Source organism: Haloarcula sp. H-GB5 (assembly GCF_054850705.1).
Genome location: NZ_JBTWBG010000003.1, coordinates 298,711 through 315,374 on the forward strand (window position 1 = coordinate 298,711; position 16,664 = coordinate 315,374).

Below are 16,664 nucleotides of genomic sequence, written 5' to 3' on the forward strand. Positions count from 1 at the left end.
CTTTCCGAAGGCAGCGCTATTCTACGCCATCCACAGTGAGCAGGTAACAAAGATTACTACCGCTCGGAGCAGGCTGGTGTCTCCCCGAAGTAGCCACAACACGACTCAGACTGGTAAACAGCCCCTGTGACACGTTTCACTGTCCTGGACGACGGCCGTATGCGTACGAATAACTTAAACTATGAAAACCACGTCTCCGAATGATATGTCTACGGAAACTGTCAGCGGCCGCCGGGTGCTGGTCACCGGAGGCGGTGGATTCATCGGGAGCCATCTCGCGTCGGCACTGGCTGCGGACAACCACGTGCGAGTTCTCGACGACTTCTCGACGGGGCGGCGGGCGAACCTCCCCGACGATGTGACCGTCATCAAGGGCGACGTTCGGGACAGGGCGACGCTTGACACGGCGATGGAGGGCATCGACATCGTGTTCCACGAGGCGGCGATGGTCAGCGTCCCAGAGTCAATCGAGCAGCCGGTCGACTGCCACGAACTGAACGGTACGGCGACCGTCGACGTGTTCGACTGCGCTCGACGGCAGGACACGCGGGTGGTGTTCGCGTCCAGCGCAGCCGTGTACGGTACCCCCGACGACGTACCCATCGGAGAAGACACGCCGACTGAACCAAACAGTCCCTACGGCTTCGAGAAACATCTGGGGGAGCAGTACGCACGGTTTTACACCGAGCAATACGGTCTGCCGACGGTGCCGCTACGGTACTTCAACGTCTACGGTCCGCGCGGTCTCGACGGAGAGTACGCCGGCGTCATTGGCACGTTCGTCCGTCAGGCTCAGGCCGGCGAGCCGCTCACAGTCGAGGGCGACGGGACACAGACGAGGGACTTCGTCCACGTCGACGATGTCGTACGTGCGAATCTGCTCGCAGCTACGACGGACGCCGTCGGCCGACCGTTCAACGTCGGAACCGGACGGAGCGTCACGATAAACGAACTCGCCGAAACGGTCCGAGATGTCGTCGGTTCGGACATCGCGATCGAGCACGTCCCCGGTCGCGCGAACGATATCCAACAGAGCGAAGCGGACCTCGGTGACGCAGGCGAACTGCTCGGGTACGAACCGACGCTCTCCCTCCGCGAAGGTCTGGAAGCGACGCTCGACGCCGAACGGACGTGAGTCGCTTTTTTTCGGTTGCACCTGTCTCGCAAGAGCGTCGCGAGAAACCCAGGCGCACCCCGACCGTTCCCGAGTGCAATCCCTCGGTAGGAGTTTGCTTACGATATCTTTCCGAGAAGAGGTGGTACCAGCGATGGAATAGCATCCAGCTAGCCACATATAAGACGAGCCCTAACACGCTCGCATATCCAAACCGGTCCTTCGATCCACGGGACACACTCACTGTTGTCCGAGAGATCCGATCGATTAGCCGGATATTGGCCTGTTTCGGAGCGAAAGTCGGCCGAGAGGCTGCGTTCCACAGATTTCGAATCACAGTAATCCTCACTGTAGAGTGGCTATCCCCACATATGTTTGTCTATATTTAAAACATAGATTCAAGTACTGGCTAGAGACTACTAGCCGTTTATATCCACATCCATATACGAACGATATCATCGTATCCGGGTATCGAACACTGTTATCCGCAGCCTCGCGTTCGATTACCCGAGATAGAAGGCTCGATGGCAGCAGGGGAGGTTCGGGAAACAGGTGAACTCGCGTCTGAGCCAGACTTTTATTCATCCCCATGAAAGCGGTCGTATGATTTGCAACCGGGCCGCACTGGCTGCCAGCGATGCACACGAGGTCGCACTCGATTGTATCGAAGCCGCCGTGGACGCAGCCGCGCCTGCAGCCGCCACTAAATCGGCCGTCGGCCGCGATAGCCAGACACTGACGGTCGGCGGGACGACCTATGATCTTGACGAGTACAGCGAGGTCATCGTCGTCGGCGGCGGGAAAGCCGCGGGCGGTGTTACCCGGGCGCTCGAATCCATTCTCGGAGATACCCTCAGAGGTGGTCACGTGGTTGTTACGCAGGCTATCGACACCGAAATCGTCCGGAGTTCTGTCGGGAACCATCCATTACCGTCGGACCGTAACGTTGCGGCGACGACCGAAATGCTAGAAATAGTTGACGAAGCCGACGAGGACACGCTCGTCCTGTTTGTTTTGACTGGTGGAGCCAGTGCGCTGCTATCGGCTCCGGCCGGGGACCTGACACTGGACGACCTCCAGACAACGACCGACAGACTTCTCAGCGGCGGTGTCCCGATAGCGGAGATCAACGCGGTCCGGAAGCACCTCTCAGACCTGAAAGGTGGGCAGATAGCACGGCGCGCGGCTCCTGCCACCGTCGCCGGAATACTGATCAGCGACGTTGTGGGAAACGACCTCTCAACCATCGGTAGCGGTCCGTCAGTGCCGGACGAAACCACGTACGGAGACGCGCTTGATGTGTTCGAACGATACGACCTTACGCCGCCGCCAGCCGTTCACGACCATCTCAAAGCGGGGCAGGATGGTCGACTATCGGAGACACCGTTTCCCGATGATTCGGTCTTTGACCGTGTTACGAACCACCTTATCGGGGACAACGCAACCGCGCTTGACGCCGCCGCTACTGTCGCACGGGGGGCCGGCTACAAACCGCTCGTACTCACGTCTCGGCTGCGCGGCGAAGCCCGCGAGGTAGCGAAACCACTCGTCGCTATCGCCGAGGAGGCTACAGCGACGGGAACGCCAGTCGAACCACCAGCCGTGCTCCTTGCCGGTGGCGAGTCGACCGTCACCGTAACCGAGGATGGCGGCCAGGGCGGCCCAAATCAGGAACTTGTTCTCTCCGGCGCACTGGCCCACGACGGCGACGCAATCATCGCTGCCGTCGACACTGATGGAGAAGACGGGAGCTCCGACGCAGCCGGGGCTATCGCTGACGGAGCTTTCATCGATGACCGCAAACAAGCCCGCGATGCGCTGCTTGCAAACGATGCTGGCTCGTACCTCTCTGAAATCGGGGCGACAGTCGAAACCGGACCGACCGGAACGAACGTCAACGACGTGGTCGTACTCGTTATTCCAGACCCGAGCGAGTGATCCCGGCTCCCGATACACGGTGGCTATTCTCAGGTGATACTACCGGACTGCCGAATCACGATCGAGGTGGCAGCCACCGTTCGATCCGTGGATCACGTTTATCAACGGACAGGCTGATATGTCGCGCATGAACGCATCCGATCAACAGATCGCCGCGGACGCCCTTTCTGTCCCGGAAGAGACAATCATCGATGCCTGTGGCGACCCGCCACTCCCAGAACTCGGCATCATCGAACAGAACTGGGAGACGGACCCGATTGCACCCGATGCCGTCGCAACACACGCAGCCCGTGCGGTCGAATCACTGTCATTTGCCGACGTGCCTGCGGGCGGCGAGGTCGCGCTCGGAGTCGGAAGTCGCGGTATCGCCAACTTGCCCACTATCGTCGCCGGCGTCGTGGAAGCAGTGTCTGACGCCGGCTACGAGCCGTTCGTCTTCCCGGCGATGGGAAGCCACGGTGGCGCTACCGGCGAGGGCCAGCGAACGATGCTGAACGAACTGGGCGTGACTGAGTCGGCAATCGGCTGCGAAATCCGGTCGACGATGGACGTGGTCGAGGTCGGACGGACACCCGACCGGGACGTGCCGGTCGTCGCCGACGACACCGCTGTGGCGGCAGATGCAATCATCCCCATCAACCGCGTCAAGCCACACACAGACTTCGACGGGCCTGTCGAAAGCGGGCTCTCGAAGATGCTCGTCATCGGCATGGGCAAGCAACGCGGCGCACAGATCGCTCACAAGTGGGCCGTCGACTGGTCGTTCCGACGGATGATTCCAGAGATTACTGGCCAGTTGCTCGACGAATTGCCCATCGTCGGCGGCGTCGCAATCGTCGAGGACCAACACGACGAGACGACGCTGATAGAGGGCGTACCGCCAAGTGGCTTCCTCGATCGTGAAGAGGAGCTGTTAGAGACCGCCTACGAACTGATGCCCAAGCTCCCGTTCGACGATCTCGATCTCGTGATATTCGACCGTCAGGGCAAGGAGATAAGCGGTCAGGGACTCGATACCAACGTTATCGGTCGCCGACCGTTCTCGATAAACGAGCCGGCTCCCGAGACGCCGGACATCAAGCGTATCTTCACACGCGGGCTGACGGAGAAGACCCACGGAAACGCGATGGGCGTCGGCTCTGCGGATGTCGTCCACGAAGATGTCGTCGCAGAACTTGACGCACAAACGTCGCTTATCAATGCGCTCACCGCGAGCACGATTCGCGGAGTGAAACTGCCGCCAGTGGTCGAAACCGACCGTGCCGGCATCGTCGCCGCGCTGTCGACAATAGGGGTTGTCGATACCGATACCGTTCGCATGCTCCGTGCAGCCGACACGATGCACCTCCACCAACTCTACGCGTCGCCAGCGCTGATCCAGGCCGCACGCGAACGCGACGACCTCCGTGTGGTCGAAGAGCCGTCGCCGATCGAGTTTGATAACGGACAGCTCGTCGCACCGACGCTCCGCGAGTAGCTGTCGATACCGGGGCTGTACTGCAGAGCGTGGACCTGACAAGCTATAGTGCGTCGTCGCGACACTCACGCGGTGTCTCAGACCGCGAAGTCTAAGCGACACACACCCGACACACGGAAGGATATAAAGACCGATAAATAACGGGCGTACATGCGTTAGGTATCGTGGTGACCGAGCGCACGCAAATCGCAAGCCGAAGCGGTCGTTACGTCGCCAGTAGCTCGATCGGATGACGGGGCTGTCGTTCCAGCAGGGCGTCGATCTGTTCAAGACAGGAAGTGCCGCTGGCGACGACGGGGCGGTCCTGCACACCGTCGTCTCGTAGTTGTGTCCGGAGCCGGTCGCCGACATCCATGCTCAGTTCGTAGTAGTCGGACTTGTACCCGAAGCTCCCGGCCATGCCGCAACACTCCACGTCGGACGTGACCACGTCGTAGCCACAGTCTTCGAGGACAGCGACGGTATGGGCTTCGAGCCCGAGCGTCCGCTGCTGGCAGTGGCTGTGGTACGCGATTTCGGCTCCCTCGACGGTCGTGAGTGAATCGATAGACGCCCCGTTGTCGAGTAGCCCGAACACGTATTCGAACACCTCGTAGCTGTTCTCCGCGATGTCCGTGAACGCCGCCTCGTCGATGAGCCGCTCGTACTCGCGCGTGAACATCGCGTGGTCGCTCGGTTCGATAACGACCACATCGCGGCCGTCTTCAATGTGGGGGCTGAGCGTCTCCGTGACTCGTTCCGCATGGTCGGTCGCCGTCGCGATCATCCCCTGGGATAGCGGCGCGCGGCCGCTGGATGGTGCCGGTGGAACAACCACATCGACACCCAGCGATTCGAGTACCTTCACGGCGGCTTTGCCGCGCTCGACCTGCACGTGGTTCGTGTACAGGTCCGGATACAGTACCGCTCGGCGTTCGGGTTCGGCCACCTGCGAGTCGCGGGAAGCGGCCCAGTCGACGAGCGTCTCCCGCTCGAACGTCGGGAGGTCCCGACGCGGATCGATGCCCAGAATCCGGTCCATAGCTCGGCGGGAGAGCGTCGTCCCGGCGAGCCAGTTCGACACCGGTGCGGTGGCACTGCCGAGTTTTGCGACGGTCTCGAAGTTGCCGAAGAAGCGCTTTTGCAGTGGCGCACCGTCGTCCTCCTCGTCTGGCGTGAGTCCATCGACGAGCCACTCTCCGGGGGTATCCTTGTCGCGGTTGATCCGATCCCGAACAACGGTGTTGATCCAGGGGATGTCGATACCGACCGGACAGGCGTTCACACACCGCGTACACCCGGTACAGAGGTCGTTGAACTCCTCGGCCACGTCCAGCCCCTCGATGCCGGCTTCCCACCCGGTCGCAATGCCACCTGAATACGTTTCGCCGCCGAAGGCGTGGCCGCCGACGCTCTGGAAGTTTGCACACGAGTTCGAACAGGCGGAACACCGGATGCAGTACAGCGTCTCCCGGAGGTGATCGTCGTCCCGCATTTCCAGTCGCCCGTTGTCGATGAGTACGAGGTGGAAATCGCGGTCGGATTCGAACGCCGACAGCGGCGTCTCGTCGTCGGTGAAATCGACGACCGGCGTGTCCACTGGTGGAGTCAGCAGCGAGACGTACGACGTGATGTCCTGACCGGTGCCCGACCGACCGATGAGTTCGATGAACGGGTGGAGGTCTCTAACCGTCGGGATGACCTTTTCCACGCCGGCCACGGCGACGTGCGTGTCCGTCGCAGCCACGGTCTTGCGGGCATTCCCCTCGCTAGTGACCAGCGCCATCGTCCCGGTGTCAGCCGTAATGAAGTTCGCACCAGTGATTCCGACTTCCGCGTCGATGATCTGCTCGCCCAGCTTTTTCCGGGCGAAGCGGGTCAGTTCCTCGGCAGTCTCCAGCGGTTCGTCGGGATCGAATCGCTCGTTGAACAGCTCCGCGATACTCTCGCGTGACTTGTGGATCGCCGGGGCGACGATGTGGGAGGGGGCTTCGTCAGCGACCTGCAACACCCACTCGCCCAGGTCCGTCTCGACCACGTCCACGCCGTCGGCTTCGAGCGCGTCGTTGACCTCGATCTCCTCGCTGGTCATCGACTTGCTCTTGACGACCCGGTCAGCCGCTCGCTCGTCGACGACGTTGCGGATGTAGTCGTTCGCGTCGGCGGCGTCGTCGGCGATGTACACCGTTCCCCCGTTCGCTTCGACTGTTTCCGTCAGCTGATCGAGAAGATCTGGAAGTTCCTCGATGGCGTCCTCCTTGATACTCCGGGCCGCTTGCTTGAGCGCCTCGTAGTCTTCCAGGTCCGCGACAGAATCGTAGCGCCCGGCGTTGAACCCCTGCGTGTTCTCCGCGACTACCGCACCCTCGGTCCGCATCAGCTCGCGGATTTCGTCGGCGGTTGCCATCGTCACACACCCTCCTCTACGATGATGACGTGGACCTCTCTGGGTCCGTGTGCGCCCTTGACGAGCGCGCCCATATCGGCTGTGGCGCTCGGTCCTGTGGCGATAATCGCACTCCCACCGGTTTCGTTGAACCGTTCGTCCAGTTCTGCCACTGCTGCGTCCATATCGGGCTGGATGTCTTCCTCGCGAAGAATAGCGACATGGCGCTCGACAAACAGACTCACGAGTTCGCTGGCCTCTTCAGTCATCGAGAGGACGAGCGAACCGTAGTCGCCGATGCCGAGTTCAGCACCGGTTACGCCAGTGGTCGCCTCGCGAAGCGCGACCGGGGTGGGGTCGACCGTGACAGGCGTCTCCGTGAGCGAAAACGCCTCGTCCCCAACCGTTTCGTCGAGCGCGATCCCGACTGCAGGCTCCGTGACTGCCTCCGTAACAGCAGCTTCGAGTTCGGACTCGGCAGTGCTGGAAACTGTCACACCCAATGCTTCGAGAGCGCCCTCGAACGACGCGCGTTTGCTTTCCATCTATACGCGAACCGAAAACCTACATCATCATTTAGTTTTTGTCTGAAACGGACGTAAGTCCGACAAATCTGGTGGACTGTCGCGTACACCCAGCTATTCTGGGTATCGTTTTACTAGATTAGTAGATAGTTACTGCACTTACTTATACTGCCACTTACACGGTGTGACAGATTAGTAGAGTGATACTGAAGATGGTCTTAACAGGGGTGGCGTCGATGAACTTGACACCTATCACTAGCAATGGATATAGATCCGTCACTCAATATATCCAAACATCGTTACTCTCCGACGATATCGCTCATGAATAGAGGCGTCTATCGTAGATACAATATCATATAGCGCGTCAGACGCGGTATAGCAGCTTCACCGGTGAGCGGTTGTTATCAGATCGGGCAATAGCCGGGAGGCAAGGGGTTTTGTGGGTTCTCCGAGAAACGCCGACAACGGATCGATGGACGACCAACCCGGTACACCTCAAAATTCGGATATTGTGACATTACTCGAACAAGGAGAGGAAGCTGACGCACTGACAGCACTTGAGCGGCTTTCGACGGCCGGAGCGGCTGACCAACAGGCGTGCTTGCGGTCACTCAAAGCGGCCGCCGACGACCAGCCGGAACTGTTCGACGGCGTACTGACGTCGCTCACCGAGTTTTTGCAGAACAGCGAGCGACCAACACGGCTCACGACAGCGAAATTGTTCGTCACGGTCAGCAAAAGCACGCCGGACAGCGTGGTTCCGGTTGTCCCGACGCTTGCCGAACGACTGGCGGATGAGTCGGAGTTCTACTACGTTCGCGCCCGGTGTGCAGAGGCGCTGGGCTACGTCGCCGTCGACCATCCCGATGCCGTCGTCTCGCCTGAGGTCGTGGCAGATCTGCACATCGGCCTGAAGTTCGGCAAACCAGAAGTAACGGAGAAATTGGCGAAGGCTCTGGCCCACGTCGCCCTGGGTAGTCCCGACAGGCTCCGCTATCAGGTCGACTCGCTCGCCGAGCATCTTCGAGCGGACAGTGAGCTGGTTCGATATCACCTGAGCACTGCGCTCGTCGTTATCGGCTCTGCGTGCCCCGAACAGCTTACAGACGCCAGGGAAGCACTCGTCTCGTGTCTCGAAGACGAAAGCAGATACGTCCGTGGGCGGGCAGCCGAAGCGCTGGGGTTGCTTGCCGGCACTGATAGCATGGAGGCGTTCCCGCAAGCACACCTCGAAAGGCTCGCAGTGGACGAGGCGTTTGTTGCAGAGCGAGCCCAGTTCGCTCTCTCCCAGTATCACGGGGCAGAACCTGCTGGGGGCTTCGTGGGAATAGCCGCGAGAGATGCAATCCGCACGCAGACAGCCGACATCGTCTCGGAAATCCGGACGCCGGAAGGCGATGGCGGGTGTCCACACTGCGGGCTTTCGCTCCCCGAATCCGGCCCCCCGCTGTGCCCGGGCTGTGGTACCCCATTGTGAGGAGACGGTCGGTTTTCCTGCAGTTTACGCAGAAATCGCATGTCGCAGTCTCTGGCAGGGCCACGGTTGCAGTAGGTTATCTGGTGCTGCGTCGTCTCGTAGCGGTACACATCAGATATATCTACTTCCGTGGGAGACCGGACGTCGCCAGTGGACAGACCGACTTGAATAAGACAGATATATATCTAGCATTTCTATACTCAACTTCGGGAGATATGTCTTGAGTCTACTTGATTATAGGTTTATATCTGATGAGGGGCGGAGTTAGGGACCAATAGCCGCTGTTGTAGCTGGTTCGGCTGTCCTCACATAGCACCTTGCTATTCAAACCGGCTGTATGTTCTGCTATAGAGAACAGTATGCGATTGACAGAGTAGCACTCACACGGTGGTGCTTGATTTCACAGTCAGTGCAAGGGAGGATAAAGTAAGCCATGACCCCTTGGAGAGATTGCGTCTGACGCCGAGGTGACCGCGAACGATCCTTTCAACGCATGAATATCAGGCCTCGCCGGTAGCGGTGTGTAGCAGTGAGGTCGTTTGTCCACTTCGATGGCAGCCACAGATAGAATAACAGTGGTACGTCCGTTATTCCAGAACCTCTTAATTCGATGTAAGGGCCACCTGAATAGATTTTGTCGTGCTGAGGACTTGCCCGGTGATATCTTCCCTAAGGTATCGGCCGTTCAGGCGTTCAACAGGGCCAGCGATCCCCAGCGCAGCGACTCGATTGCCACTGACATCAGGGAGCGGGGCGGCAACACCGATGATCCCTTCGTACTGTTCTCCTCTGCAGAACGCTATGCCGTCGTCGCGGATTCGGCGCAGTTCCTCGGCGAGTTCGTCCTGATCTACCATGGTGGCGTCGGTCGGCGCGATAAGTTCCGTTTCATCGAGAATCGATTCGACGCGGTCACTCGGAAGCGACGCCAGCAATGCCTTTCCCATGGCGTTGACGTGGAGTGGCAACCGTTCGCCCGCGTGAAACGGGACTGACCAGCCGTCCTCAGGTTCGGAGATCGACACCGGGACACCGGACGTTTCTTCGAGGACAAACAGCGTCGTTGTCTCCCCTGTCGCCGTCGCGAGGTTGTCCAGTTGCTGCTCCGCTGCCTGATAGAAACTGAGCCCGTCACGCGTTCGTTCACCGAGGGCCAGCGGGCGGAGCGATGCCTCATACTTCTCTGCGCGCTTGACCACGTATCCAGCCGCACGCAACGTCGAGAGATGGTTGTGAGCGACGCTCTTGGACACCCCGACGGTATTGGCAACATCTGTCACGCCGATGGGTCCCGTCGCGTCGACAAGCGCTTCGAGGATAGCAACGGACGTTTGGGTTGCTTCGACCGCATACTGTGGTTCGTCAGTCATTGGGTATCGTTTCAACTCGCGCTGTAAAAAGTCTGTTCACTAGAGCAGAACAGTCGTGGCCTTGTGAGCTAGTAACATGAATTATTCTACATTATTTATTACCCTGAGTGGAATTGCTACGAGGTCTAAATGCCGAAATTTATTCGTTCTGCTCTACAGAACAGATGTGTTCAGCTCGCAGCTAACTCACGAACGCGTAGAAACATTCGCTTCAGGGCGGCCAGGCTACTCCAGGTGCATCAGAGTCGTGGACGGTTCGGCGGAGCGCGGACACGACAGCGGCTGGGTCCGCAGTCTGCCAGACGCTACGTCCCATCACGAGACCGCGGGCCAGGAGGTCTTCGAACCCGTCGATTGCGCCCATTCCGAGATCGTGGTCAAGCGCCACGACGACCACGTTTCCGGACGCAGTATCGAGGAGGTCGTACTCGCTCACTCGGAGTCCCCTGGAACGACTACTTTCTTCAGTCCCTCAGCGTTGCCCATCCGCTCAAACGCTGTCGGGAGGTCGTCAAGCCCGATACGTTCGGTGATGAGCGTCTCTGCGTCGATGCGTTCGTGTCTGAGCAGTGTTATCGCTCGCTCGAAGTCCTCGGTCGTCAGGGAGAACGAACCCCGGTAGTCGACCTCGTCGAAGAAGACATCGAACGGACTGACTTCCATCGTCGCTTCCTGATCCGGGACACCGAAGATGAGTGTCGAGCCGCCGGGCGCGGTCACAGCGTTGGCCTGCTTGATTGTCGGGACGAGCCCGATGGCCTCAGCGCCGACGTCGACCGGTCCACCGGCCGCCGCCGGGATCGCTTCCTCGGGATCTTCTTCATTGGGGTCGATGACGGCATCTGCGCCGAGGTCGGCGGCCAGTTCTCGCCGTTCGTCATCGAGTTCGGAAACCACGATTGGGGCAGCGCCCGCGTTGCGGAACGCTTGCAAGAGTAGCAAGCCGATCGGGCCAGCGCCGATAATACCGACACTGTCCCCCGGTTTGATGTCAGTCTGTTCGACGCCGTGAACACAGCAGGCGAGCGGCTCGGCGAGCGCGGCCCGCTCGAAGGACATATCACCGATATCTTCGACGTTGATGGCCGGGACGCGGACGTAGTCGGCGAAGGCACCGTCGAGAATGGTGTCACCGGCACCACCGATGCTCGTGTTGTTCTCACAGAGGTGCGTCTCCCCCCTCTTGCAGTACGAACAGGCGTTACAGGGGACGGTGGGGTTGATTGCGACGCGGTCACCGACCGCGAAGCGATCGACGTCAGCACCGACTTCCGCGACGGTCCCGGCACCTTCGTGGCCAAGGACCAGCGGTGTCTCAGCTGCGAAGGTGCCGTGATACATATGATAGTCGGTCATGCAGACGCTACAGGCACCCACCTGTACGAGAACCTCGTCATCCGCAGGGTCCGGTCGGTCACGCTCTTCGACAGTAATTTCGCCGACATCAGTCAACGTGCTGGCGCGCATCAGTCGTCCTCCAACGGTCGGCTCGCGGTCGTCACTGCAGCAGTACCTCGGTCGTGAGTTGGTGTGGGTCGGGTCATGGGTGGTCTGGGCCGTAGCCCGTTGTCACTAGTCCAACTGAGCTGGACACACAGCGGACTCGGCTACGATCCGTACTCTCGATGTTTTCGGACCGCGTATTAAAATCTTGCCACGGTTACCCGTACTCCGGAGACAGATGAGTTCGTGGATGGGGGCTTCCGTACTGTGTGCCGTCTGTTCTCGCCCAGTGAGATGGGTATTCTACCTTACAGATGATTACCTTTATTATGCATCGGTATTTCGATAGTGACGAGGCAAACTGGCATGACCAACTCCAACAGGCGGAAGTTCCTGAAAGCGACAGGTGTCGGACTACTCGGCGGCCTCGCTGGCTGCACACGAGGCGGCGATAGCTCGGGCGGTGACGGGAGCGACGGTTCGAGCGATGGAAGCAACGGAAGCGGTGGCAGCGATGGCGGAACCAACACCGACGGTGAACTCGCGATTCCGCTCAGCGAGTACGAGGACGCCGATATCGACTGGCGACAGTTCGAGGGGTCCTCGATCAACATCGGAGCCGTCCAGCACCCCTGGGTTTCAGCCATCAAGCCCGCAGTCCCCGTCTTCGAGGAACTGACCGGAATCGACGTCGTCTGGAACGTCCTGCCCGAACAGCAGTTCCGAACCAAGCGCCAGACGGACGTCAGTACCGGCGCCGGGCAGTTCGACGTCTTCTACATGGATCAGGTCGTCAACCAGTTCCGTGAAGAGGGCTGGATACAGCCGCTCGACCCGTTCTTTGACGACGACAGTCTCTTCGACGAGGACTGGTACGAGCCCGACGATCTCTTCGAGGCGTCGCGCTGGCAGGCCCACGGTGGCGGCTACAGCGACACGTGGACCGGGATGCCGATTACCGTCGAAGTTCAGACGCAGTTCTACCGCAAAGACCTCTACGACAAGCACGATCTGGAGGTTGCAGAGACGCTCGAACAGTTCCGCCAGAACGCCAAGACCATCCACGAGAACGAGTCGGACGTCGTCGGCACCGTCGGCCGTGGCGACAAGGGGTACGGGATGAACATCTACATCCTGAACACGTTCCTACGCGAGTTCGGCTCCTCACTCTGGACCGAGTTCCCGACAGACTCCGGGCTCGATTCCGACGGCGTCATCGACGCCGCGGAGTGGTACGTCAGCCTGCTGCAGGACTACGGTCCCGAAGGGGCTTCGACCCAGACCTGGTCGGACGTGCTCTCGACGATGCAGGAGGGCCGCGCCGGCCACATCGTCTCCGACGCGAACCTGTTCTGGCCCGGACTCACCGGCTCTGACTCCTCAGTTGCGGACAACGTCGGTATCGCGAAGGTGCCCAGCCCGGCCGACGGCCAGTTCTCGCCCAACGCGTTCAACTGGCAGATCTCCACGTCGAAGAACGCCCAGAACTCCGAGCAGGCGTTCCTGTTCATGGTGTGGGCGTCCTCGCAGCCGACCAACACTTGGATGCACGTCGAGGGCGAAGCCGCCTTCTCCGTCCGGCAGTCCGTCTGGGAGAACGACGAGTTCCGTTCTCGCGTCGGCGAGAACTTCGCACAGGTCACGCTCGAATCCCTGCAGGAAGCAGCGCCGGACCCGTTCGACCGGAAATACCCCGAATGGGGCCAGCGGTACTCCGAGGAACTGCAGCGCGCCATCGCCGGCCAGAAGTCCGCCGAGGAGGCGATGACCCAGGCGGCGTCCGTCGCAGAAGACATCTACAGCAATTAAATCTAAGCCACACCTGCGCCACAACACATCCCACAAATGAGTACACCAACGCAAACGGAAACGACACCTCAATCGACCTTCGCCAGGCTGCGGGACCTGTGGAACGACTACCTCCCGTACTGGTTCATGGCACCGATGGTGCTGGTGATGGTGATGATCACCTTCTTCCCCGGTGCCTACGACCTGTATCTCAGCCTGATCGCGGAGCCGACACTCGACGTGTTCGCAGCTGATTTCGTGGGGCTGCGCAACTTCGAGACGGCGTTTACCCGCGGCGGCGCGATCCACTCGTTCGTCATCACGATTACTGTCGTCGTCAGCGCCTTGCTCCTCGAAACTGTTCTCGGGTTCGTCCTGGCCGCGCTCGTCGCCGGCGTCGGCTCCGACCGGGCGAAGTCGTTCTACCGGGTGTTGTTCATCATTCCAATGGCTGTCGCCCCCGTCTCGCTCGCGACCATCGGCCGGATCATGCTGAACAGCGAAATCGGCATCATTCCGTACGTCATAAACACCGGCACACCGTTCGCAGCGCCGAATTTCCTCTCTGAGGTGCCGCTGCTGACGGTCATTCTCCTGGATGCGTGGAACTGGACGCCGTTCATGTTCATTATCTTCTACGCCGGCCTCTCGTCGGTGCCGAAGACGCTCATCGAAGCGTCGCGCGTCGACGGTGCGCCGATGTGGCGGCGCTACGTCCACGTCATCATCCCCTATATGAAGCCGGTCGTGTTCGTTGCGACGCTCATCCGGTTGATCGACCTGTTCCGGACGTTCGGCGTGGTGTACGGGCTCACGGGCGGCGGTCCGGGGACGGCAACCCAGCTCGTGAGCATCAACATCTACGAACAGATGTTCATCAACAACCAGATCACCGTGGCCGCAGCAATCGCCATCGTCTACCTCGTCCTCGTCGTTGCACTGTGTAACGTCATCATTGCGAGGGTCGGCTTCGAAGGGGTGTGGGACTGATGGCGACGACGGATAGCGACTCCGCGACTGCGTCACAGCGACTCGACAAGGACACGCGGGAGACGCTCGTTACGGTGGTTCGACACACTATTCTCCTGACGTGGTCGTTCATCGTGCTGTTCCCGCTGTACTGGCTCGCTTCGATGTCGCTGAAACCGCCCGGAACAGCGAATTCGCTCCCCCCGGACTGGATCTTCCTACCGACGGTGTACAATTACATCCAGCTGATTCAGGACTCGGGGTTCGTCGCGGCGTTCGCCAACAGCCTCGTCATGGTGTCGGCGTCAGTTGTCCTCGTGCTGTTGATCGGCGTTCCCGCCGCCTACGTGCTCTCGCGGTACGACATCCCGATGGAGCGGGACGTGCTCGTGTGGATACTCTCTTCGCGGATGCTCCCACCCATTGCCGTCGTGCTCCCGTTTTTCATCATCTTCAGAGAGCTCAATCTGTTCGACACCCGCGTCGGGATGGTGCTGATGTACGTCAGCATCAACCTCTCGCTCGTCGTCTGGGTGATGAAAGCGTTCTTCGATGGCATCCCCGAGACGCTGGAGGAGGCGGCTCGCGTCGACGGCGCGACCCAGTTCCAGGGCTTCAGGAAGGTCGTCCTGCCGGCGGCCAAGCCCGGCATCTTCTCGGTCGCCATCATCAGCTTCATCTTCGCGTGGATCGAGCTGCTGTTCGGGCTCGTGCTGACAAGCTTCGAGGCCGTGCCGGTGACGCTGTTCGTCTACTCGTTCATCGGCTCGCGCTCGATCGAATGGGGAATGCTCGCGGCCGCCTCGACGGCGATGATCGTTCCGGTCGTCATTTTCCTCATCGCGGTCAACAAGTACCTCGCGGCCGGGCTCAGCTTCGGCGTGGTGATCAAAGAATGACCACGCCGTCCACACCTCGACAGGTATCGCTCGCAAACGACGCCCCTGCGGCGGCGGTAGCTTCACTTAGCCGCACATCGGAGGGAAAATAATGGCAAAGATCACAATCGACGACGTTACGAAGCGATTCGGTGAGGGAGATGAGTCAATCGTCGCGGTCGACGACGTCTCGCTGGACATCCGCGATGGCGAGTTCATCGTCTTCGTCGGTCCGTCCGGGAGCGGGAAGTCCACGCTCATGCGTATTGTCGCAGGGCTGGAAACGCAAACGGAAGGCGACATTCACATCGGCGACGACCTCGTCAATCAACTCGGCCCGCGCGCCCGGGACATCGCGATGGTGTTCCAGAACTACGCGCTGTACCCCAACATGACCGTCGAAGAGAACATGTCCTTCGGGCTGAAGATGTCGACGGACATGTCTGCCGACGAGATTGAAGAAGCCGTCACGTCCGCCGCCGAGATGATGGACATCGACATGCTGTTGAACGACAAGCCCGGCGAACTCTCCGGGGGACAACAACAGCGTGTCGCGCTCGGTCGTGCTATCGTCCGTGACCCGAACGTCTTCCTGATGGACGAGCCACTGTCGAATCTGGACGCCAAACTTCGGGCGGAGATGCGGACCGAGATCAACCGGCTCCAGAACGACCTCGACGTGACGACGCTGTACGTCACCCACGACCAGACAGAGGCGATGACGATGGGCGACCGACTCGTCGTCCTCAACTACGGAGAACTCCAGCAAGTCGGGACGCCGCTGGAATGCTTCTACCGGCCGGCCAACCAGTTCGTCGCCGGCTTCCTCGGTTCGCCGTCGATGAACTTCTTCGAGGGCAACGTCGAAGGCGGAACGCTCCGCGCGGACGGTTTCGACTTCGACCTGACCGAGCGGATGCAGTCCGCTGTTGGCAGTCGAAACGAACTCGTCCTCGGTATCCGGCCAGAGGATATGACGCTTCACGACCGGGCGAACTCGGGCCACGAGTTCGAGGCCGTCGTCGACGTCGTCGAACCGATGGGGAGCATCTCCTACGTCTACCTGCAGGCGCGGTCACAGAGCCACGACCAGACGTTCATCGTCGAGACGGACGGCCAGCGCCCGATCAGCGAGGGGCAACACGTCTACGTCGAGATTCCGGATCGGGACGTACACCTGTTCGACGCCGCCAGCGGCGAGACGATCCACCAGCGCCAGCTCGGTGACGACGCGGAGATGGCGCTCGAAGAGCAAATAAAACCCGCCGAGTGATGGCGATACCCGTCGTCGCCTCACTCGCTGCAACCGACCGGTTGTCGA

The 16,664-nt window shown here is 60.3% G+C and carries 13 protein-coding genes; 8 read left to right on the plus strand and 5 right to left on the minus strand.

What is annotated here, in order from left to right:
• Positions 1 to 205 precede the first annotated feature (205 nt).
• The 3 genes from ACYJ11_RS16830 (at position 206) to ACYJ11_RS16840 (ending at position 4,529) form a co-directional block, all read left to right on the plus strand.
• Complete coding sequence (locus ACYJ11_RS16830) at positions 206 to 1,135, plus strand: NAD-dependent epimerase/dehydratase family protein (protein ID WP_461648651.1); 930 nt, start codon at positions 206 to 208, stop codon at positions 1,133 to 1,135.
• 582 nt (positions 1,136 to 1,717) lie between these two features.
• The gene (locus tag ACYJ11_RS16835) at positions 1,718 to 3,052 is read left to right on the plus strand and encodes a glycerate kinase type-2 family protein (protein ID WP_461648652.1); all 1,335 of its coding nucleotides are present in this window, start codon (positions 1,718 to 1,720) and stop codon (positions 3,050 to 3,052) included.
• A gap of 127 nt (positions 3,053 to 3,179) precedes the next feature.
• Positions 3,180 to 4,529 carry a nickel pincer cofactor-dependent isomerase, group 22 gene (locus ACYJ11_RS16840; RefSeq protein ID WP_461648653.1) on the plus strand — a complete coding sequence of 450 codons (1,350 nt, stop codon included), beginning with the start codon at positions 3,180 to 3,182 and terminating at the stop codon, positions 4,527 to 4,529.
• 205 nt (positions 4,530 to 4,734) lie between these two features.
• On the opposite strand, the gene ACYJ11_RS16845 is transcribed toward ACYJ11_RS16840, so the two are convergent.
• Both ACYJ11_RS16845 and ACYJ11_RS16850 read right to left on the minus strand, forming a co-directional pair.
• A complete protein-coding gene (locus ACYJ11_RS16845; RefSeq protein WP_461648654.1) occupies positions 4,735 to 6,915 on the minus strand; it encodes an LUD domain-containing protein in 2,181 nt (726 codons plus the stop codon).
• A 2-nt stretch (positions 6,916 to 6,917) separates the two neighbouring features.
• Positions 6,918 to 7,439, minus strand: a complete 522-nt coding sequence (locus ACYJ11_RS16850) for an LUD domain-containing protein (RefSeq protein ID WP_461648655.1) — start codon at positions 7,437 to 7,439, stop codon at positions 6,918 to 6,920.
• A gap of 451 nt (positions 7,440 to 7,890) precedes the next feature.
• Here ACYJ11_RS16850 and ACYJ11_RS16855 point away from each other — a divergent pair, with 451 nt between their 5' ends.
• Positions 7,891 to 8,895, plus strand: a complete 1,005-nt coding sequence (locus ACYJ11_RS16855) for a HEAT repeat domain-containing protein (protein WP_461648656.1) — start codon at positions 7,891 to 7,893, stop codon at positions 8,893 to 8,895.
• A gap of 602 nt (positions 8,896 to 9,497) precedes the next feature.
• On the opposite strand, the gene ACYJ11_RS16860 is transcribed toward ACYJ11_RS16855, so the two are convergent.
• The 3 genes from ACYJ11_RS16860 to ACYJ11_RS16870 form a co-directional block, all read right to left on the minus strand.
• A complete protein-coding gene (locus ACYJ11_RS16860; protein WP_461648657.1) occupies positions 9,498 to 10,265 on the minus strand; it encodes an IclR family transcriptional regulator in 768 nt (255 codons plus the stop codon).
• A gap of 211 nt (positions 10,266 to 10,476) precedes the next feature.
• Entirely contained in the window at positions 10,477 to 10,701 is a 225-nt protein-coding gene (locus tag ACYJ11_RS16865; protein WP_461648658.1) for a hypothetical protein, read from the minus strand.
• Positions 10,698 to 11,732, minus strand: coding sequence for a galactitol-1-phosphate 5-dehydrogenase (locus tag ACYJ11_RS16870; protein WP_461648659.1), 1,035 nt, complete (start codon positions 11,730 to 11,732; stop codon positions 10,698 to 10,700). Before ACYJ11_RS16870 ends, ACYJ11_RS16865 begins: the two co-directional genes overlap by 4 nt.
• Before the next feature lie 342 nt (positions 11,733 to 12,074).
• Between ACYJ11_RS16870 and ACYJ11_RS16875 the strand changes: the two genes are divergently transcribed.
• The 4 genes from ACYJ11_RS16875 to ACYJ11_RS16890 all read left to right on the plus strand — a co-directional run bounded on the left by ACYJ11_RS16875 (position 12,075) and on the right by ACYJ11_RS16890 (position 16,616).
• Positions 12,075 to 13,517, plus strand: coding sequence for an ABC transporter substrate-binding protein (locus ACYJ11_RS16875; RefSeq protein WP_461648660.1), 1,443 nt, complete (start codon positions 12,075 to 12,077; stop codon positions 13,515 to 13,517).
• Positions 13,518 to 13,553: 36 nt separating this feature from the next.
• Positions 13,554 to 14,486 carry a carbohydrate ABC transporter permease gene (locus tag ACYJ11_RS16880; RefSeq protein ID WP_461648661.1) on the plus strand — a complete coding sequence of 311 codons (933 nt, stop codon included), beginning with the start codon at positions 13,554 to 13,556 and terminating at the stop codon, positions 14,484 to 14,486.
• Complete coding sequence (locus ACYJ11_RS16885) at positions 14,486 to 15,364, plus strand: carbohydrate ABC transporter permease (protein ID WP_421642472.1); 879 nt, start codon at positions 14,486 to 14,488, stop codon at positions 15,362 to 15,364. Before ACYJ11_RS16880 ends, ACYJ11_RS16885 begins: the two co-directional genes overlap by 1 nt.
• Before the next feature lie 91 nt (positions 15,365 to 15,455).
• Positions 15,456 to 16,616, plus strand: a complete 1,161-nt coding sequence (locus ACYJ11_RS16890; RefSeq protein ID WP_461648662.1) for an ABC transporter ATP-binding protein — start codon at positions 15,456 to 15,458, stop codon at positions 16,614 to 16,616.
• Positions 16,617 to 16,664 lie beyond the last annotated feature (48 nt).